This is a genomic window from Paenibacillus sp. FSL R5-0517, assembly GCF_037974355.1.
In the GTDB taxonomy this organism is placed as follows: domain Bacteria; phylum Bacillota; class Bacilli; order Paenibacillales; family Paenibacillaceae; genus Paenibacillus.
This window is the reverse complement of sequence record NZ_CP150235.1, coordinates 3765460-3783963: the sequence shown is the minus strand read 5'-3', so window position 1 is coordinate 3783963 and position 18504 is coordinate 3765460. Positions and strand designations below refer to the sequence as shown.

Annotated in this window: 15 protein-coding genes and 2 pseudogenes; 7 read left to right on the top strand and 10 right to left on the bottom strand. The window is 41.2% G+C overall.

The window, feature by feature from the left end:
- Nucleotides 1-695 precede the first annotated feature (695 nt).
- Nucleotides 696-1265 (bottom strand): annotated as a pseudogene (locus MKX40_RS16635) (tyrosine-type recombinase/integrase); the annotation flags it as partial.
- 1027 nt (nt 1266-2292) lie between these two features.
- Nucleotides 2293-3180: a LysR family transcriptional regulator gene (locus tag MKX40_RS16630; RefSeq protein ID WP_339234128.1), complete on the bottom strand. Its 888-nt coding sequence runs from the start codon at nt 3178-3180 to the stop codon at nt 2293-2295.
- A gap of 166 nt (nt 3181-3346) precedes the next feature.
- On the opposite strand from MKX40_RS16630, the gene MKX40_RS16625 reads away from it, so the two are divergent.
- From MKX40_RS16625 to MKX40_RS16610, 4 genes and pseudogenes are all read left to right on the top strand, one after another.
- A complete protein-coding gene (locus MKX40_RS16625; protein ID WP_339234125.1) occupies nt 3347-3955 on the top strand; it encodes a sugar O-acetyltransferase in 609 nt (202 codons plus the stop codon).
- A 4-nt stretch (nt 3956-3959) separates the two neighbouring features.
- Nucleotides 3960-5054: a cyclophilin-like fold protein gene (locus MKX40_RS16620; RefSeq protein WP_339234123.1), complete on the top strand. Its 1095-nt coding sequence runs from the start codon at nt 3960-3962 to the stop codon at nt 5052-5054.
- 108 nt (nt 5055-5162) lie between these two features.
- On the top strand, nt 5163-5726 hold the full coding sequence (locus MKX40_RS16615; protein WP_339234121.1) for a cyclophilin-like fold protein: 564 nt from the start codon (nt 5163-5165) through the stop codon (nt 5724-5726).
- A 411-nt stretch (nt 5727-6137) separates the two neighbouring features.
- A pseudogene (locus MKX40_RS16610) lies at nt 6138-6416 on the top strand (ATP-binding protein); the annotation flags it as partial.
- Between the two features lie 301 nt (nt 6417-6717).
- On the opposite strand, the gene MKX40_RS16605 reads toward MKX40_RS16610, so the two are convergent.
- Complete coding sequence (locus MKX40_RS16605) at nt 6718-6948, bottom strand: hypothetical protein (RefSeq protein WP_339234119.1); 231 nt, start codon at nt 6946-6948, stop codon at nt 6718-6720.
- A gap of 780 nt (nt 6949-7728) precedes the next feature.
- Nucleotides 7729-8568 (bottom strand): SDR family NAD(P)-dependent oxidoreductase, encoded by an 840-nt coding sequence (locus MKX40_RS16600; protein ID WP_339234117.1) that lies wholly within the window; start codon nt 8566-8568, stop codon nt 7729-7731.
- A gap of 193 nt (nt 8569-8761) precedes the next feature.
- On the opposite strand from MKX40_RS16600, the gene MKX40_RS16595 reads away from it, so the two are divergent.
- A complete protein-coding gene (locus tag MKX40_RS16595) occupies nt 8762-9661 on the top strand; it encodes an AraC family transcriptional regulator (protein ID WP_339234115.1) in 900 nt (299 codons plus the stop codon).
- Between the two features lie 793 nt (nt 9662-10454).
- On the opposite strand, the gene MKX40_RS16590 is transcribed toward MKX40_RS16595, so the two are convergent.
- From MKX40_RS16590 to MKX40_RS16580, 3 genes are all read right to left on the bottom strand, one after another.
- Nucleotides 10455-11147, bottom strand: a complete 693-nt coding sequence (locus MKX40_RS16590) for a hypothetical protein (RefSeq protein WP_339234113.1) — start codon at nt 11145-11147, stop codon at nt 10455-10457.
- A 45-nt stretch (nt 11148-11192) separates the two neighbouring features.
- Nucleotides 11193-12131, bottom strand: a complete 939-nt coding sequence (locus MKX40_RS16585) for a DUF4097 family beta strand repeat-containing protein (protein ID WP_339234111.1) — start codon at nt 12129-12131, stop codon at nt 11193-11195.
- Nucleotides 12132-12465: 334 nt separating this feature from the next.
- Nucleotides 12466-13065, bottom strand: a complete 600-nt coding sequence (locus tag MKX40_RS16580) for a TetR/AcrR family transcriptional regulator (RefSeq protein ID WP_339234109.1) — start codon at nt 13063-13065, stop codon at nt 12466-12468.
- Between the two features lie 545 nt (nt 13066-13610).
- On the opposite strand from MKX40_RS16580, the gene MKX40_RS16575 reads away from it, so the two are divergent.
- Complete coding sequence (locus MKX40_RS16575; protein ID WP_339234106.1) at nt 13611-15017, top strand: PepSY domain-containing protein; 1407 nt, start codon at nt 13611-13613, stop codon at nt 15015-15017.
- Between the two features lie 18 nt (nt 15018-15035).
- Entirely contained in the window at nt 15036-15521 is a 486-nt protein-coding gene (locus tag MKX40_RS16570; RefSeq protein WP_339234104.1) for a FixH family protein, read from the top strand.
- 266 nt (nt 15522-15787) lie between these two features.
- Here the strand turns inward: MKX40_RS16570 and MKX40_RS16565 are convergent, their stop codons facing one another.
- The 3 genes from MKX40_RS16565 to MKX40_RS16555 are packed head-to-tail and all read right to left on the bottom strand — an operon-like array spanning nt 15788 to nt 18046.
- A complete protein-coding gene (locus MKX40_RS16565; RefSeq protein WP_339243104.1) occupies nt 15788-16447 on the bottom strand; it encodes a response regulator transcription factor in 660 nt (219 codons plus the stop codon).
- A gap of 2 nt (nt 16448-16449) precedes the next feature.
- Nucleotides 16450-17289, bottom strand: coding sequence for a histidine kinase (locus MKX40_RS16560; RefSeq protein ID WP_339234102.1), 840 nt, complete (start codon nt 17287-17289; stop codon nt 16450-16452).
- Between the two features lie 28 nt (nt 17290-17317).
- On the bottom strand, nt 17318-18046 hold the full coding sequence (locus MKX40_RS16555) for a response regulator transcription factor (RefSeq protein ID WP_339234100.1): 729 nt from the start codon (nt 18044-18046) through the stop codon (nt 17318-17320).
- Nucleotides 18047-18504: the final 458 nt, after the last annotated feature.

Genomic DNA, 18504 nt, shown 5'->3' with positions numbered 1-18504 from the left:
CCCTTATCTCAATGAGCAATTGGGACACTGTTTATTACATTTATTAACATATTGGGACACAAGAGGTTTATGTATTTTTTAACGTATACTCCTGTCTCAATTACTTATGAAACAGGCTCCTTCATCTTGTTTCCAGTTTAATGATGGAGACGGTCGACCATGGGGGCAGCACGAGAAGCTTTTCACTAATAACTCACGAGTGAAAGGCTTCTATTCATTGTGGCAGCTAAACCTTAAATGTCATTTATTTTTACTGATCAAGATTTCTAAATAAACCTCTACATACTGCCGAATAGAACGAATTGCTGACTCATTCTAAAATGGAGAACGAACATCGTGAATATTTTCTTGTTTAGGTGCATGTGATCAATGATTCACATCTAATCGGTAATCGGACTATGTTCTTGTCAATTCCGGTAATCGGTACAAGTTCTTGTCCTTGGCTTGGGACAAGAACTTGTACCGATAAAATAAAAAAGCCGCTAAATTAGCGACTACAATGGGAACATGTTCTTGTCCCTCGACAATGTTGTACTGTACATTGACACAAAGTTCTGCATTTATGCCCTTTGTCTTTAATTAACGGAGCAAATTTGGTACTTGGTAGGCAACTTTATGTGTCATTCTCCAGTCTGGTGGGTAACTTTGTGTCAATTTTCCAGTCTGGTAGGAAACTTTATGTCACTCCCTCCAGATTATTTATCCATGTTATTTACAGCGCTTCTCATTTGATCATCTGTTAAGTGAGTATAAATCATTGTAGTTTGTATTGTAGAATGTCCTAATTGATTCTTTAATTTTGGGACATCATTATTCTCAATATGATAACGTGTGGCAAATGAATGCCTCAAAGAATGAACCGTCAAAGCCGGCTTTCCAAAGGCTGTTGCATATTTCTCAACAAGTTTTTCTATAGAACGTTGTGTTAAACGTCTATTTTTACCTTTGCGTCCTACAGGTGCTGCAATAAACAAAAATCTTTCATTTTTTTCTGGGGTATATCTTGTTTCCCTTATCTGCAGATAATTCTCAATATCTAGGGATGCTTGGCTGCTAAAGTAAACATATTGCTCTTTTCCCCCTTTTCGGACTACTCTTACTGATGATTTCGTCAGATCTAAATCCTCAAGATTGATTCCGGAAACTTCTGATAATCTAAGCCCTGATCCTAAGATTAGTGAAACTATTGCCGTATCTCGTTCACGATTAAACTGATGGAAATGCATGATACGTTTGTTTGTTTTGTTTAATTTGCCATAGTTGTACCGATAAAACAAAAAAGCCGCTATAATAGCGACTTCAATGGGAACATGTTCTTGTCCCTCCACAAATCGCCATGTTAGTATACTGCACTTCTCACGGATCACGGTGTAAAGAAGCCAAACGCATATGATCGGCTGCTTTTTATGTATTTGATTGAGCTAACGGTTCTCGTTAGCTTATTCCCATTCCTTCCAAAAGACCCATCCTCCATTTTTAAGCGAAAAAAGTGATTTACACTGCTTACATCTCAGAATCGAACCAGAAGGATATTTTGGATTATCGATATACAGTTTGGGAACACATTTCTCGTACCCACATTTTGGGCATATCTGTCTCATACTTTTCTTTGTTTTCAATTTCTTACCTCAATTTATTCTTATATTTTCTTTATTTTAGCATCGTTCATTAAACTAAACTGCCCGTTAACTTTAAAAATGGATATTACTTTACAATTAGTTTTTTTTGGGGATCTGTTCTTAGCTCATACGCCCTCTATTTTAGCGACTTTTTATGGTAATGTGCTCTTTTCAATCGACATAATTCCTATCATGCAACTGTTTAGATAACATTCTAATGGGGAATGGTACAATGTTCTTGTCCTGCGACAGTACATTAATTGACACAAAGTTCTCTACCAAAGAATAAAAAAACCTTATTCTATAAGGGATTTCATGGTTGGTAACTTTATGTCATTCTACATCGGAGGCATTTGAATCTTCCTCACTTTGGAAAAAGTATTTTCCTGTGATACCCGTACCTTCTTCGATACCTTCAGCAAGCCAAACATAGGTCATTTATCCAGCACGTAAGTCATCAGGTGTAGTGGCATTACCATTATGGAATCCCATTATCGTGGCCCCCAGATTAAGAGCCTTGACTCGATCGTCAACTTCTTCCCTGGCGGTTAGCATAATGATTCCCATTTCTATGAATTTTCATAGTAGTGCAACATGGCTGCTATGAATCTGTAATACTCCGTGTTACCGAAGAAAATGCTGTAAGCATCTTCTTCGGTTTGTTCGCCAGTTTTCAAAACTTTTCTTGAATTGCTTTTAGCAACTTATCGGCTGCTGCCGATAAGACATGATGTTTTTTCCAAACGATATTCAAGCCGGATTCAAGTCGTGGCTCCAGCGGTCTGAAACACAGCTTGCTCTCATTGGACGTATTCACTATTTTATCAATCGCTATGGCGTAACCAATGCCTCCCTCAACCATAGCCCCTGCATTATAGGCCAGATTGTAGGTTGTTACGACATTTAATTTATTGAAATCCTCACCGAACCAATCAGCAAAATCATTTTTGGAAAAAGTTTGTTTGATCGCTTGTCGAGAACAGATTAATGGAGCTTGAATCAAATCCGAGGCTTGAATTGAGTCTTTGACAGCAAGGGGACTATCCTTCCTCATCACAACGCCCCACACATCCTTAGCCGGGATATTGATGTAGTTGTATTTGGATATATTAGCCGGTTCAATTAAAACCCCGAAGTCCAACAATCCTTTGTCAAGCCGTTCTGTCACATCATCTTCGTTTCCGCTGTAAAGGTGATATCGTATATTGGGATAACGTGATTGGAGGTCTCTTGCGACTCGCGCGATCTGTTTCATAGCGTCTGTTTCTCCACCACCCAAATAGATATCTCCGCCTACCGTTTCCTCCATTGATTTAAACTCGTCTTCCAGTTTGTCGACCATATCTAGGATTTCTTCTGCCCTGTTCCTTAAAAGCATGCCTTCATCGGTGAGAATGATGCTGTGACTGCTGCGAATAAACAGTTTTTTTCCCAATTCTTGTTCAAGATCCTTCAATTGTCTGGAAAGCGTGGGTTGTGTCACATGTAAAAAATCTGCGGCACCGGTTATGCTTCCTTCCCTTGCGACCGTAACGAAATAACGCAAAACTCTAATTTCCATCTGCATCCCTCCCCTTCTATTGTACCCATTTGGAAATGCTCATCAAGCATATCATGTTATAAGATATGAGTATTTGTTATGTTGAAAGAAATGGGGATAGAATAAATAACAAGATAAAGTTCGTTTATAGGTGGTTTACAGATTAGCAGAAAAGGATGTGTACACAATGAACCTCAAAGAATTTTTAGATCATGTAAATAGCGGATTGCCGCTACCTGGTGGTTCAGAAATCCATACTTATATGGTTGGACTTAGTCATGAGGCTATGCGAATTACGAGTGAGTTAAACTGCTCCTATCACGAACCGGAAGAAATCCGCGCCTTGATCGCCAAGCTGATCGGCAAACCAGTAGATGACTCCTTTAGTATGTTCCCGCCTTTTTACACGGACTGCGGTAAGAACATAATCATTGGCAAAAATGTGTTCATTAATTCCGGCTGTCATTTCCAAGATCAAGGCGGTATTATCATTGGCGATGGCACATTCATTGGACATAACGTGGTGTTGGCGACGCTCAATCACGGTCTCATGCCGGAAGATCGAGGCACGACTTATCCTGCCCCAATTATGATTGGGAAAAATGTTTGGATCGGCGCGAATGCGACCGTCCTGCAAGGAGTAACCATTGGTGACAATGCCGTTATCGCAGCCGGAGCCGTCGTGACAAAGGATGTGTTGGAAAATACGATTGTAGGCGGCGTTCCTGCCAAAGTCATAAAAAAAATCGACGTGCCTCAAGAATCAAAAAGAATGCAAACGAATTTAGAGGGATGATTTTATGAGAAAAAAGCAAACATCGCGTTTCATTAGTCTGCTACTGGGAATTGTTCTGATTTTATCCATGATCCCTACTGCTTTCGCGGCAGACTACAACGATATAACAGAGAACGCATGGCATCGTGTTGCCGTGGACTATGTGACAGAGAATAACCTCATGGCCGGTACAGGCGGAGGTAACTTTGAACCGGACACACCTATGACCCGCGCAATGCTGGTTACCATTTTGCATCGTTTGGAAGGCACTCCGCCGGTATCTGGCGATGGCGGTTTTTCCGATGTACCTGATAACAGCTATTATCCCGCTGCGGTAACATGGGCGGCTGACAATCATATTGTGACGGGTATCGGCAATGCCATATTTGCGCCAAACAACATGATTACCCGTGAGCAGTTTGCCACCATCCTGCATCGTTATGCCAACTTTAAGGGATATAATACTTCTGCATTTGCGGGATTTGACGGTTATTCCGATGCAACCCAAGTCAGCTCCTTTGCAATAAATGCGATGCATTGGGCATTAGGCAGCCAGATCATGCAGGGCAGCAGCGGTAAATTAACGCCTGGTGGTTATGCCACTCGTGCCCAAGCTGCAGTTATACTCATGCGATTTATGGAAACCGTAACGGAAGAAGAAGCGCCCGAACCTACTGTTCCTGTAGAACCCACAGATCCAGAGTCCCCTATGCAACCGGAACAGCCTATTTCGCCGCTTCCTGAAACACCCAGGACGAATGACAGGATTAACGTGGATATCATAATCGGCAATACAACTTTCACTGCAACCCTTGAGAATAACGACACAGCGAGGGCATTTACTGCCCAACTTCCATTAACAATGGATATGTCCGAACTCAATGGCGATGAAAAGTTTTATAATTTATCAGACAATTTGCGTGCAGACCGGTCTGTCAATCCAGGCACAATCCGTGAAGGCGATTTGATGCTCTATGGAGATAACGTTCTGGTTTTATTCTACAAGACATTTTCTACTTCATACAGCTACGTAAAGCTCGGACGCATAAACGACACAACGGGTCTTGCAGAAGCCGTTGGTTCAGGCAGTGTACAAATTACATTTTCCGTGAGTGACTAGCCGCAAACCTGTCTGTGTTGACAAGTGGAATAGCTTAATAATAGAACGAAATACAAGGAGAGTTAGTTGTATGTCAATAATTAAAGATAAATTAGCAGGAAGATATTTATGACTAGAATACTTAAAACTGTATTGATATCCACACTAGGACTTATATTATTTGTTGCTTGCAGCCGTGCACCGACACCTGAAGCTTCAGAAGAGCCGGATAACGAGCCAGAGGTTCAGATACCAATAGAAAATGAAGAAACTGAACCAGAAGAAGAATCGAACAATGAGGAGGAAGGTATTTTGTCAGATTTAACCATTAGAGTAAATAATCACACGTTTCAAGCAACAATAGAAGATAATCAAACAGCAAGAGAGTTTATTAGCTTATTGCCAATGACAGTGACACTGAAAGATCATTTGTCAAATGAAAAATTCTTTGATTTATCGAGTGGATTAACAACCAATCCAAGTAATCCCGGACGGATCAATACAGGAGATTTAATGTTGTATGGATCAAGAACTCTCGTCTTGTTCTATGATAGTTTTAATACCTCTTATAGTTATACAAGAATTGGTAGCATTGAAGATTCCGCAGGTTTGGCACAAGCTTTAGGGTCCGGAGATGTTGAAGTTACTTTTGATATTAGTAGAACCGAGGGTCATGTCGGCAGCGGAGGGTAAAGTGCACAGAACAAAGCTGCCCACGCATACAACGGCCTAAATATAGGGTTTCTCCAACACAATAGTAGCTTGATGTGCAAAAAATACACGTAGTAATGTTACATACATCTTTTTCGATGAGCTTAAGTCCTTGATTTTTACCTTCCGCTCTTCTTATAATGTAAAATAATCCAGCAACAAAGCGACACTCTCGGTCCTCTGTTACTTGGATTAGAAAAGTGATCAGTTCTTTTACCGTTAAACGTATATACTCATTTTGCCCAGCTCGAAATATGTAATATTGGGAATGGTCAACTAATTGATTCATCAAAAGCTGCTTTCGCTTCAGGTCCGTTATAATGCCAATGGATTGGTTCGAGGTCATATTTAATTCGATCTTCGGCAAAAATAATTTCCCGTTCTCCATCTGGTGAAAAAGTATATATCCAACTCACAAAGGGTTCACAACAATCAGACATTCAATTTCAAGTTATTAATTCAGGTGTACAAATTAACGAACAGGATATTCAACAAATTTTTCAACCCTTTTATCGAGTTGAAAAATCAAGAAATCGGAATACGGGTGGAAGTGGCTTAGGATTATTTATTGTAAAGCAAATTTTCGCAGCACTTTCTATTACGTACACGATGAATAATTTGGAACAAAGTGTACGATTCTCAGCCCATATACCCCCTAGAATAGAGAAGTAAATAATCCCCCACCTCAAAGCCATTGCTTAGGTGGGGGATTATTTACTTCTCCATGTCTTTCACAACTAAATTCTTATTTTTAAGATAAATGAGGTCTTAAGTGATATGCTTAATGTTTAGATATTTACCTAATCAGCAATCGGACTATGTTCTTGTCCATTCCGGCAATCGGTACAAGTTCTTGTCCTTGACTTGGGACAAGAACTTGTACCGATAAAATAAAAAAAGCCGCTAAAATAGCGACTTCAATGGGAATATGTTCTTGTCCCTCGCCATTAATTATAATGAGCTGGCTGGGTCTTCACGCAGGATTAACTACTTTCAGAATAAATGACCAAGATTGCTGCGCCCTACTATCCATTTCGGTTGTTCCAGATATCCGATAGACCCCTCCTGTCACAAGATTCTTATCAACAGCGCCGATTGAATTACAAGACCAGTGTTTAACGATTCCTTTTTCAGAGTGAGGATAGTTTTTTGATAAGTTACGAAGCCAATCTGTATCTATCATTTCTGAGATACTTTTTTCCATACGTTTCTCCCTTCAAGTTCCTTTTAATATTCCACCTAACATTGTAACTAAATTGCTCATTAGTCCTTGACCTTGGCTTGGGACACGAACTTACTACCATCCAAAGGATGATGGCTCTTAGGGTATAACCATGTTTCCAAACTGGATGAACCGTATCGATTAGGTTGGCAAGCCCAATCCCTAGATAAGAAGCTGTTTCTGCAAAAGGTTCCTACCAACCTATCATTTTTTTCTAAGTTTCGGTTAGAGATGCGAAATGCTCTGGTGCTAACCCAGACAGGACGCTTTCCCGTCCTATTTGAGCTAAGTACATAACCGCTATTCATGTGAAGGTATAGAAACTTAAGCTTCCAAATTTCAATAGACCGCCCTTTGTTTCGAAGCCATTTGCTTTTGGTTTGAAAGATCATTGTCCAATAGCTCCCTTTTTATCGGCTACGCCTCGTAAAATTTGACAACCCACATGATAGCTGAACGGATATTGACTCCTGCATGAACAGACAATACATGTTCGGATGTTTCATTTTTGCAGAGATCAGTGCTTCGCAAGACGAGCTGTATTCACACCATTGACTAGACTTGTTTTGATATGAAGTTTTCCTTAGGAGTCCTATGCACCAATACCGAGTTTGAGAATCTTTTCAATGGGAACTGAATACTTCTCCAACATCTTTTTAGTTTTACGAGCGTCCGGCTGAACAAAGCGATCTGGATTCAAGTCACGCTCATTTTCCAGGGAACACCAACGTCTTTTCCTTCTTCACAGTAGAGTGATCCCCCTTATTCAAAATCAGTTCGGAATGTGATATTCTTGTTCGCTTCTAGTTCTTCACGCAATTGATCCAACTTCTCGGACGCTCTCCGGTAAGCATCACTGCCCAGGAATAATTGAGACGGAGGATTCGGAGATTCAGCCAAATCAATGAACACCTCTGCCGCTTTTTCAGGATCACCGAGCTGTGTTCCATCTTGCGCCACGAATCGGTTATGCCCACCATGCAGCTCGATGTAGTCCTCAATTTTACGGGAAGATAAAACGAGGGAACTCATTTTATTGAACTCCGTTCTGAAACCTCCGGGAGCAACTCCCGTCACTTTAATCCCTAGTGATTGAACATCTTGGGCAAGCACTTCGGTCAACCCCATTAGCGAGAACTTAGTCGCTGCATACACACTCCAGCCCATATGCGGAGCGAAGCCAGCGATTGACGCGATATTGAAAATGTGTCCTGATCTCTGCTTCCGCATGTAAGGCAGTACACTTTGAATGACATTAATTGGAGCAAATACGTTGACTTCGAAATTGGCCCTGATTTCCTTCTCCGACAATTCCTCGATCGCACCACCGATGCCATAACCTGCATTGTTAACGGCCACATCTATTTGCCCGAACTGTTCATACATTTTGTTCAAGGATGACTTAATCGAATCCGCTTGGGTCAAATCAACTGCCAACGGCAGGAATTGTCCTTCGGGCACTTCACCAACAGCTTGCTTTAAATCTTCTATTTTACGTGAAGTTGCAGCGACTTTATATCCGGACTCAATCAATTTTCTTACTAAGGACAGTCCCAGTCCTTTCGAAGCACCGGTCACGTACCATACTTTATCATTTGACATATTTTTTCCTCCAATGGAATTTACTGTTGTGTTATTGGCGATTGTTGGCGGTCTGTTGGAACATCCTTATTATGTACGAGTCAGGTAATTTCGGTTAGACTAATATTCTCGCGTTCTTGCCTATTATTCTCACCCCGCTTAACAAAGACAGTCCAAGAATTTATAATAGAACACAACAAAAGGAGGGATTCATATGCTAGATGACGTTCAGAAAACTTACTATAAACAACGGGAGCTTGCACAACTCATTGAGAAGTTCTCTGGTGTAGATGGTGATCACACTACCTTAATTCCCTCTTTGCACCTAGTTCGTGATTCCCACTCCGAGGTACCGATATGCAGAATTCAAAAACCTTCGCTATGCATTGTTGCCCAAGGCGAGAAGCTTATTATGCTCGCCAATAAACGCTACCGATACGGGGTATCCGATTACCTTGCGGTTTCCCTGGATGTACCGATAACCGGCCGAGCCACTAAGTCCTCACCTGAATCGCCCTACTTAGCGATTCGTCTAGATTTAGAGGCAAGCCAAATCTTTCAGATCATGAAGGAGACAGAATTACTTCCAGATAGCACGAAGAGATACCACAGAGGGCTATTTGTAGGCAAAATGAATCATGACTTACTCGATGCAGCCGTCAGACTGGTAGGTCTATTAAAAACGCCGAAGGACATTCCTGCATTATCTCCCCTCATCATACGTGAGATTATTTACAGACTGCTAAGCGATGATCAAGGTGATGTGTTCAAGCAAATTGCTATGGCCGGAAGCAATTACGCATCCATTGCACAAGTAGTCGAGCGGATCAAAAGGGATTACAACCAACCGTTGCGCATCGAAGGATTAGCTGAGTTGGCGAACATGAGCTTCTCTTCGTTATATCGTCACTTCAAAGCAGTGACTACCATGACTCCGGTACAGTATCAGAAGCAAATCCGATTGCAGGAAGCACGCCGTCGCCTTTTAACCGAATCAACTCACGTGGCAGATATTGCATTTGAGGTAGGTTATGAAAGTCCTTCCCAATTCAGCCGGGAATATGCACGTTTGTTTGGCTTCTCTCCGGTGAGTGATATCAAGCGGTTCAGCTAAAAATACGTAGCTACCCTGCCACGGTCACATAAGGGGGACAAAAGCAAAGATGGGGCGCAAGTTCAGTCGTTAACTTTTTTCACGGGATACGATTTAATTTATTGGTGCAGCATCTGCTTCTCCTGATCGCGGAGCATCCGGACCGAGTAAATACAAAAAACAGATCCACACGTCCGTCAGGAACGATTCTTCATGGAGAGAGAGCAAAAATTGAAATTCCATTGTGGACGATTAAGCGTGTTAAAGTTTAAAGTTATTTAAAAGTTAAATTCAAAGTCTGTAGCTAGCCCTATTTATGTAACACGCCTTAATCGAGCAGTTGATCACATTGATCCGCTACTTTCTTGATATTATTTAACGATCGTTACCCGGCTCCCCTGAACAAATCAAGCCGATTGGCAACTTAGTATACCACTTTCTTCCCACAGTTAATAAATCAGTGACCCATTCAGATGATCCATTTCCCACTCTTTTTATGAGAACCTACTTAATTAAGTATAATAAAGGTGTCACCGTTTGTTTTATTAGTCAAAAATATCCCTTTCTTTGGACAAGATTAAGTCGATCTGTTTTCTCTTGCCTACTAAAAAGGGATATTACCAATATATTGAGCGTAAATAGAATAATAACAAAATGTTCGTTAATCACGCCGTAAAGACAAGTTGAACTATATCCTCTTCTACCTTTCGATATGTCAAGACAGATACAAAACAATCATTTCGGTAACGAAAGGAAAGGTATCAATGGTGATGAAGGATGAATTAAATCAAATATATAGGTTTCTTCATGTGATCTAAAAGCTACCGTCCAGAAAACTATTCCATTTAAGTCGCGTTGCGCGCTCTACACTACCCGCTGCTGCGCAAAGACCGAGCACGATATTCAGCCAAATCGGCAGATTGATGGGCGAGTTGAACGTTCCAATGTTCTGAGCTATAAAAGGTACCTGAGTGATCGAACCGATAATTTGAGGGATGGCTAGAAACATAGGAACGATGAGCATGATTAAAGAAAGGAATCCGATCCATCGGCTCAACGCCGGATGCTCGCGATCAAGACGAGCGCGATGCCCTTCCGCAGAATTCTCGTCCGGGATAAGTTGGTGCACAAGTCCTTCGTCGGTAACGTAGTGGCAGCGTTTTAGGCCAAAAACCGTGGACGCTACTTCGATTGTTCCTCCAGTCACAGGGAAGGCAGCAGGGAGTTTAGACTCAGCGTGATGTTTGCCATCGAGGTATAGATGAGCCTTTCCCTTACCATCATCCCCCAGAAACTGTTGCCAATAAGAGACATCAACAGCGAAGTTTACTTGTTGGCCTTCATCGTTTTTCAACGTGAGGTAGAACAAAGCACGGGAGAGTGGCTGCCACCAGCGAAAAACCTTTAATGGACGTCCATTCCCGATCTTGACCCGTCGTGCGGCTTTAAGTTGACTCCTTTTTGAGAACATTTCCACACCTTCCTTTTTTATTTTCTTCAAAAGCATAATTCTGCCTCAACTCTTTCATAACGTGTTTCTCAATCGACTCTCTTACATGATCCGGATATCACCCGAAACTGTCCGTACCATTACAACGTCCGTCGTCTCTTTCTTGGAATTGGGAGCCGTGATGTGTCCTGATGTGGTCTTTAGGTCAAAGAACCCTTTAAACTGTGGATCGAGCGACAAAGTAACGTTTCCGGTGCGGACGGAGATATCAAGACTGTCCGAGCGCTGACCAGTCAGCGAAACGTTGCCGGAAACTGATTTAAACACGCCGTTTCCCCTGAACCGGTCAAATTTGATGTTGCCTGAATGTAGCGTAGTATTGGTTGTACCTTCAACATCGACTGTGTTAATGTTTCCGGAAGTCGACTTTATTGTCAGGGAGCCCTGGAGCCCATTCACCTTGATATTCCCTGAGTGCAACTGGATATCCGTATTCCCTTGGATTCGCTCCGCAGTAATATCCCCGGATTTTGAAGTTAAACTCAACCTGCCAGCGGTGATAGCTTCCGTGCGCAGATTACCGGAAGAAACGGACAAATCGATCATTTCTGCCTTCAACCCAGTAAAGCTGGTATTGCCGGAACTTGATATATAGCTAATCTGTTGCAACTGGGTATCATCCGCGAGCGCAACGATAATGCGTGTCTTGATGGATTTATAATTGGGAGCGACTAACTTCACATCCTTATGCAGCTGGAGTTCCAACGTATTACCTGCAACCTCTGTCCCTTTCAATTGATCGATCGTACTTTGCTGCATATTGCCGCTGATTTCCACGTAGTTAGTGTCGTCAGAGCTAGATATAAATTCCATGTTTACGTCATATTCGCTATTGATGACAAGCGCATCCAGATCGTCATGAGAAAAAATCCACTTCTGCTCGTGTGCAGACAACTTGTTGATAACATTAAAAGATTGACAAGACGTTCCGGTTAAGAACAAAATAACCAAAGAAATCCCTATAAAATACCATTTATTCATTTTAACGATTCACTCTCCTTTTTAAAAATTCGAACATCCCCGTACATATATGAACTTTGCCAGACTAAACCCGTAAGTAGTAATAGTTTGTTATGAAATAGTGCGTGAACATAAACCTTAAAGAGTTCATTTTAGAAGTAACCATCCCCTCTGTAGTTCATACTTGGTTGAACGAACATATAAAAAATTAATTGTTCAATCAAAATTTAACAAAAAAAATAATATGCTCTACTATCTAAACGGTTATTAAAAAGATGATATGAGAGCTGTTCTCGCTTGGAGCCCTTATTCTAGTTGACTTTATTGTCATTATATTTTGTCCTTTCTGATTAAGTTATCTAACTAGTTTTAAAATATTTTCCTTCACCTCTTCAGTATAGTCTTCAAAACTTAGTAGAATTGTTTTTTGAGGTAAAGACATCGATAGGGATATAGCTCCCCTAATGATCATGGCAACAACTTGGGTGTTAAAATCTTTAAATTCTTTGGAATCTTGTCCTTTGGAGAGGATGTCCTCTAAAAAGATATTTAACTCATCTTCAGGGCTCATTTCTACCCGAAAATAAGGAATATTTTCAGGTGTTCGAACATTAAAGGCAATCTCTAACAATGCCATAGTATTTTCACGTTTTGTAGCCCGATAGGCTACCCCCGCTTCAATAAAAGCCTTCAATTTCTCCAAATATGTTTCTTTAATTTCTACCTTGTCCTTAATGAATGCTTGCTCATGTTGAACCAGATAGAGCAACGTGTTGTTCATTAAATCTTCTTTGCTGGAGAAATGATAAGAAATTAATCCAGTACTAATATTTGCTTTTTTGGCTATTTTGGAAAGACTGGTGCTGAAATATCCATTCTCATTTAGAACTTCAATTGCAGAGTTAATGATTTGCTCTTTGCGAGCATCAGCGATTAGATATTGTTTGTTTTTCATCGTTTCATCCACTTTCATGAAATTTGATTGTTTGTTTTTTTAATTGATTGATCATTCAGTTTTATTCATGATATGCTCTTTTTTTTCTTTAGTCAAGTACATGTTCTTGTTCCTCGACACTTCTCCCTTCTTTTCTTTTCTGACTAACCGTACTTCCTAAGATTAATGAATTATTACCGTATCTCGTTCACGATTAAACTGATGGAGATTCTTGATACGTTTATTTGTTTTGTTTAATTCGTCTTAATCGTATGCTACTCAAAGAGCTTCAACTCATTTTCTCCCTTCCATACGATCCGCGATCGGTAATAGCCACTGAAGCAAACGAAAATCCTCATGTTTCTGTACGGAATGCGTGATCAACATTATTTAGGATATGGGTGTTGTAAATATGACCTTCTATTCCGATTATTGAACAAACGATGAACAAAAAAACTTTTATTCGATATGAGATAGCTCTGTTGAGCCATCTTCTAATTCGAAAGGCTCCAGTATACTTAAAAAGTATTTTATTCAGTTAAGAATGGAGTTAGATGATGAGGACGATGCCCACAGAACATTCAAGCTCTTCTACACCCGAAATGAAAAGAAAAACATCATCCGTAGTACGCCAGTCCGTCTATCAATCCGTATGGAGGTGGCATTTTTACGCTGGTATTATTTTTGCGCCTTTTTTAATTATTTTAGCTTTTAGCGGCGCCGTCTATTTATTCAAGCCTCAGATCGAAGGCCAGCTGTACAAAGATATGTTGACGGTCCGTGAAGTCGGAACAACACCGATGGCACCAGAGAGTATTGTCGGGAAAATAGTCAAGGGTTATCCCGGAACGGTAGTATCCTCGATCACATTGGAAAACAATAGGGAGTCTACTTATAAGCTTTCCGTCATCAGTGATGGAATTTCCAAGACGATGTATGTGGACCCTTATACGGGGCACGCGCGGGGCGCAATGGATAGCAGCAAGACGTTCTCAGCCTTTTTCAAAAAAATGCATAGTGAACTTGTGATCGGTGGTACGTTCGCGAACCGACTTGTCGAACTTGCGGCATGCTGGGCAATTATTCTAATTTTAACGGGACTGTTCCTGTGGTGGCCTAGAAATAAATCATCCATATGGGGAACGATTTTACCACGACTTAGTAAACCGGGAAGCCGCCTCTTTTGGCGTGATGTACATGCTGTTCCTGCCTTCTGGCTATCTCTGCTGATTCTAATAATTATCTTAAGTGGCCTTCCTTGGTCAGGGATACTCGGCGGTCAGATCGATAAATTAGCCAACTCGACCAACACGAATACGCCTCCATTCGCCTACAGTTTTGGAGAAAAACCGGAATCCATTACAGTAGCGAAAGATATTGCCGAGGATCTGCCTTGGGCAGCCGAGAATATTCCCGTTCCTGTTTTGATGGCTGGAGGATATGTTCCACTTGGACTCAACGACATTGCCCATATCGCGGATGATCAGCAAGTTATCAAGCCCTATACGATTACCTATCCTAGCGGAGAAACCGGTGTGTTCACCGTATCTACTTCTCATTCCAAGCCAGGTCACAGCGCCACACTTCATATTGACCAATACAGCGGTGCAGTACTGACCGATGTTCGCTTTGCGGATTATGGAATTATGGCCAAGCTTATCTCGTATGGCATCGCCTTTCATGAAGGCAGACTATTCGGGCTGGCTAATCAACTTCTGGGTTTGATTGCTTGCCTGGGATTGATACTCGTTTCAATTAGCTCTTACGTCATGTGGCGCAAGCGAAAACCTTCAGGTAAGCTCGGAGCACCGTCTAAACCGAAAAATCCAAAAGTAACCATAGGTGTGTTGATAATCATGCTGATTTGCGGCGCCGTCATGCCGCTAGTAGGCTTGTCCATTTTAATCGTTCTTGTTCTTGATCTATTCATTCTCCGCAGAATCAAGTCGCTCAGGCATTGGTTCTCGATTTAATAGCTAAAGGAGTTATATATGAACATAAAAATGCATCGAATGTATACATGGACATGGCCTATACTGCTTATTGTGTTGCTGTGCGGATGTACTGCCAAAGTTGCAGAAACCGATGAGAATGGCCTTCCCCCTCATATAAGCGTGGATCTTCAATTACCTGAGGAATTCAAAATAGGTAGCTCTAATGTTTTTTCAGTACAAGTGTCCAAACGTAATGTACCACTGGAACATGCAGAGAAAGCAGAATTTGTGATATGGCCAGAGGACGACAAGAATGCTGCTGTAATTATTCAAGCAGATGAGCCCTCCCCCGGTTCATATGTAGTCTCTTATGTTATTAAAAAAGAAGGGTTATATGTTGTGCAATCACGAGTCAAATTTGCTGATGCTCAGGTTATGCCAACCAAACGCTTTGCTATTGGAGATCAAGCGATAGAGCGTCTTGCACAGCTTGAGAGCGATCAGCCTGCGGATGTGTCTGCCCCAGCAGCCGGACATCATTAAACAAACGTTCCCTCCTATACACTCCAACTTCAATTTTTAAATGATTCTGGGACCCTTACGACAAATCTATTCCATGTAAAAAAAGAAGTCGCTATATTAGCGACTTCTTAACCTGCTCACGCTTCACTGTGCACATCTTGTCTCTTTATCTGGCACCAGCAATCCATGGCGCCAAGAATCCCAAAGCTGCAATGGGAATGTCAATGACACTATATGCAAGAACCTAGAACAGATTTTGCTTGATATTGCGGATGAAAAACAGAGGTTCACCCTCGTTGTCTTTTAGCTTCCCACACAAGTCCCTGTTCAAGTGCGTACCGGGTTAGTTGAACCCGATTTTGTAACTGTAGCTTCTGCAAAATATTTTTCAAATGGTTCTTTACGGTGTATTCTGATATGTCATATTTCCCTGCAATTTCTTTGTTCGTCCATCCTTCAGCTACCCCATATAAAATATCCAGTTCTCGGGTCGTCAGCTTAACTTCGGTTTTCTTCTTTTCGGTTACATTGACTTCCTTCAGAATCTGATAGGCCACATCTCTGGACATAGGGGCTTCCTCATTAATGATGGAATGCAGATATTCAAGCCATGTCGTGGGTTCCAAATTTTTAAGCAGATATCCTTGTGCACCCCTTTTGAGCGCCTCAAGTAGATGAATCATGTCGTCCGAAACCGTAATCATAACTATTTTCACATAGGGAAAAACGAGCTTGATTCTTCGCGTTGCTTCGAGTCCGTCCATAATGGGCATTTGAATATCCATCAGAATAAGGTCAGGAAGCCACTTCTCCATGAAGTCAATCGCCTCTTGACCGTTGTTAACCGTGCCAATGATCTCAAAGTGTTTGTCTATACTCAGAATTTCACGAATGGCTTCCCTTGCATGGGCGTGATCATCAACGACCAATACTCTGGTTGTGGTCATTGTCATACGAGTCCCCCCTTTTGGATCTCAACTAAGGTTTTCCCATCCTTTCGATACATGTTCATAATCCATCCCATCTCATTACAGCGCTCCTTCATAATTCGTAAACCGAACTTGTTTTTCTTGGCAAACGGATCTCCTTCAAATCCTTTACCATTATCCGCTACAGTAATCTTCCAGCTATGACTCATTCCTACTGCAGTGATTGATCCCTCGGTTGCTAACGCGTATTTATCCATATTAATGAGTGCCTCACGTATGCAAGCTAGTAATTCTATTTGTTCTTTATCCGTCTGACGATGATCCTCCAGTTCCCAGCGAATCCGGATGGGAGTACGGATATCTTTGGAAATCGCATGTACTTGCTTCACCAGTGATGGTGAATTTTGATTTCCATCTGCCGTCTCGTCACGATCAAGTCGAAGATTTGTGATGGCTTGTCTGACATAGCGATTCACCTCATGAATCGTTTTACGAATAGACAAAACATTTTGTTCTTGCTGCTTCATATCGTTACCGGATTCAAGCTTTTCTGCTTTCACGGAAAGCAGGAACAAGGATTGGGCAATTCCGTCATGAAGTTCTCGCGCAAGCTCTTCGCGTGCTTCAAGAGCAGCTTTTGCAGAACGTGCACGTTCCAATTCTTTCTGAATGTTTTCAAGGATACGAAATAGCTTGGTTAGCAATGTAATCGTAACGAGATAAACTAACACCGGTGTTAACCAATTGCCCAAATCCATCGAGATATAGGGAAGTAAAAATTGGTGCCTGACATATTCCCAGATAGCGACTGTAATGGTTGGAATGAATAGAATCATCGATTTGATTTGTTTATAGGACATGATGCTCCTCCTGGGTTTTAATAAGAAATTAATGGGGCAAACGAAGGATGTAACCAAACCCCCACAGGGTTTGAATGAGATCTTCACGATTCATTACATATTCCGATAATTTGTCACGTAATCGTTTAACATGGGTATCTACGGTTCGATAGTCCAGTTCTTCATCTTTCTCCACCTTCCAGACGATTTTCAGCAAATCCTGTCTGGAGAAAGCGATCTCCGGATGAGTTGCCAGATGGTATAACAAATCAAATTCTTTGGGTGTCATATGAATTTCTTCATCTTTTACCAGCACTTTTCTAGAAGTGGGATTAATTAAAATGGATGAAATCAGTACTTCACTGGCGGAATGATCGGGTATAACATGCCCGTAAAACCCTGTAAAACGTGCCATCATTGACTTGATCCGAAGCACAACTTCCCTGGGGCTGAAGGGTTTCATCACAAAGTCATCTGCTCCTGCCTTAAACGCCTCAATTCGGTCCGCTTCTTCAGACTTTCCTGTTAAGAACATCACAGGAATGCTTGTACTCAATCGCAGATAATTGCATATTTCAATACCCTTAATGTCAGGGAGCATCCAATCGAGAATGATTAATGCATAAGAACCTTTATGAAGTTTGCTCAAAGCTTGCACACCAAGGGAGGCCTCTTCGATAATATATTGTTCTTTTTCCAGGTACATTCTAAGTAACCTCCGGACCCGTTCATCATCATCTACGATCAATATTCTGTTTTTTTGCAGGGTCCCATTCATAGGTCATACCTCCATCTGATCAAACTGAGATAGCGTTCATTTACGTTTTGCCCCAGTGAGAAATGTAAAATGAGTTTATCGTAAACAGCATACCGTTAAATGATAAAAAAACGCATGACTCTATAGAGCCATGCGTTCAAAGATTTTTACTCAATTGCAAACAATGTATGAACGATATGTAATATGGATTTTTAAACATATCTAAAGAACATACTTATCTAAGCAACGAACAAGGTCTCTCCCAGTATGCTTATATTTGCTACTAACAATCAAAACGCATCCAGAGCACTCCCTCAAAATTACTTAATTAAATTATCTTGACCTAAAAACATTGCATTTTCTATTAGCTCATTATTGCAAATTGTGTATTTGCTAACCTAATCCTTCACTTGACAGCCCTGATTGTTAACCATAATATTATTCATTGGTTGACATATATCTTGATATATAGGAGAAGA

What these genes read in the sequence shown, in the direction of transcription:
- MKX40_RS16560 (WP_339234102.1), bottom strand. Translation starts at nt 17,289, where the DNA reads ATGTCCTATAAACAAATCAAATCGATGATTCTATTCATTCCAACCATT.
- MKX40_RS16595 (WP_339234115.1), top strand. Translation starts at nt 8,762, where the DNA reads ATGCTAGATGACGTTCAGAAAACTTACTATAAACAACGGGAGCTTGCA.
- MKX40_RS16585 (WP_339234111.1), bottom strand. Translation starts at nt 12,131, where the DNA reads ATGAATAAATGGTATTTTATAGGGATTTCTTTGGTTATTTTGTTCTTA.
- MKX40_RS16590 (WP_339234113.1), bottom strand. Translation starts at nt 11,147, where the DNA reads ATGCTTTTGAAGAAAATAAAAAAGGAAGGTGTGGAAATGTTCTCAAAA.
- MKX40_RS16575 (WP_339234106.1), top strand. Translation starts at nt 13,611, where the DNA reads ATGCCCACAGAACATTCAAGCTCTTCTACACCCGAAATGAAAAGAAAA.
- MKX40_RS16615 (WP_339234121.1), top strand. Translation starts at nt 5,163, where the DNA reads ATGACTAGAATACTTAAAACTGTATTGATATCCACACTAGGACTTATA.
- MKX40_RS16600 (WP_339234117.1), bottom strand. Translation starts at nt 8,568, where the DNA reads ATGTCAAATGATAAAGTATGGTACGTGACCGGTGCTTCGAAAGGACTG.
- MKX40_RS16555 (WP_339234100.1), bottom strand. Translation starts at nt 18,046, where the DNA reads ATGAATGGGACCCTGCAAAAAAACAGAATATTGATCGTAGATGATGAT.
- MKX40_RS16570 (WP_339234104.1), top strand. Translation starts at nt 15,036, where the DNA reads ATGAACATAAAAATGCATCGAATGTATACATGGACATGGCCTATACTG.
- MKX40_RS16625 (WP_339234125.1), top strand. Translation starts at nt 3,347, where the DNA reads ATGAACCTCAAAGAATTTTTAGATCATGTAAATAGCGGATTGCCGCTA.
- MKX40_RS16630 (WP_339234128.1), bottom strand. Translation starts at nt 3,180, where the DNA reads ATGGAAATTAGAGTTTTGCGTTATTTCGTTACGGTCGCAAGGGAAGGA.
- MKX40_RS16565 (WP_339243104.1), bottom strand. Translation starts at nt 16,447, where the DNA reads ATGACCACAACCAGAGTATTGGTCGTTGATGATCACGCCCATGCAAGG.
- MKX40_RS16620 (WP_339234123.1), top strand. Translation starts at nt 3,960, where the DNA reads ATGAGAAAAAAGCAAACATCGCGTTTCATTAGTCTGCTACTGGGAATT.
- MKX40_RS16605 (WP_339234119.1), bottom strand. Translation starts at nt 6,948, where the DNA reads ATGGAAAAAAGTATCTCAGAAATGATAGATACAGATTGGCTTCGTAAC.
- MKX40_RS16580 (WP_339234109.1), bottom strand. Translation starts at nt 13,065, where the DNA reads ATGAAAAACAAACAATATCTAATCGCTGATGCTCGCAAAGAGCAAATC.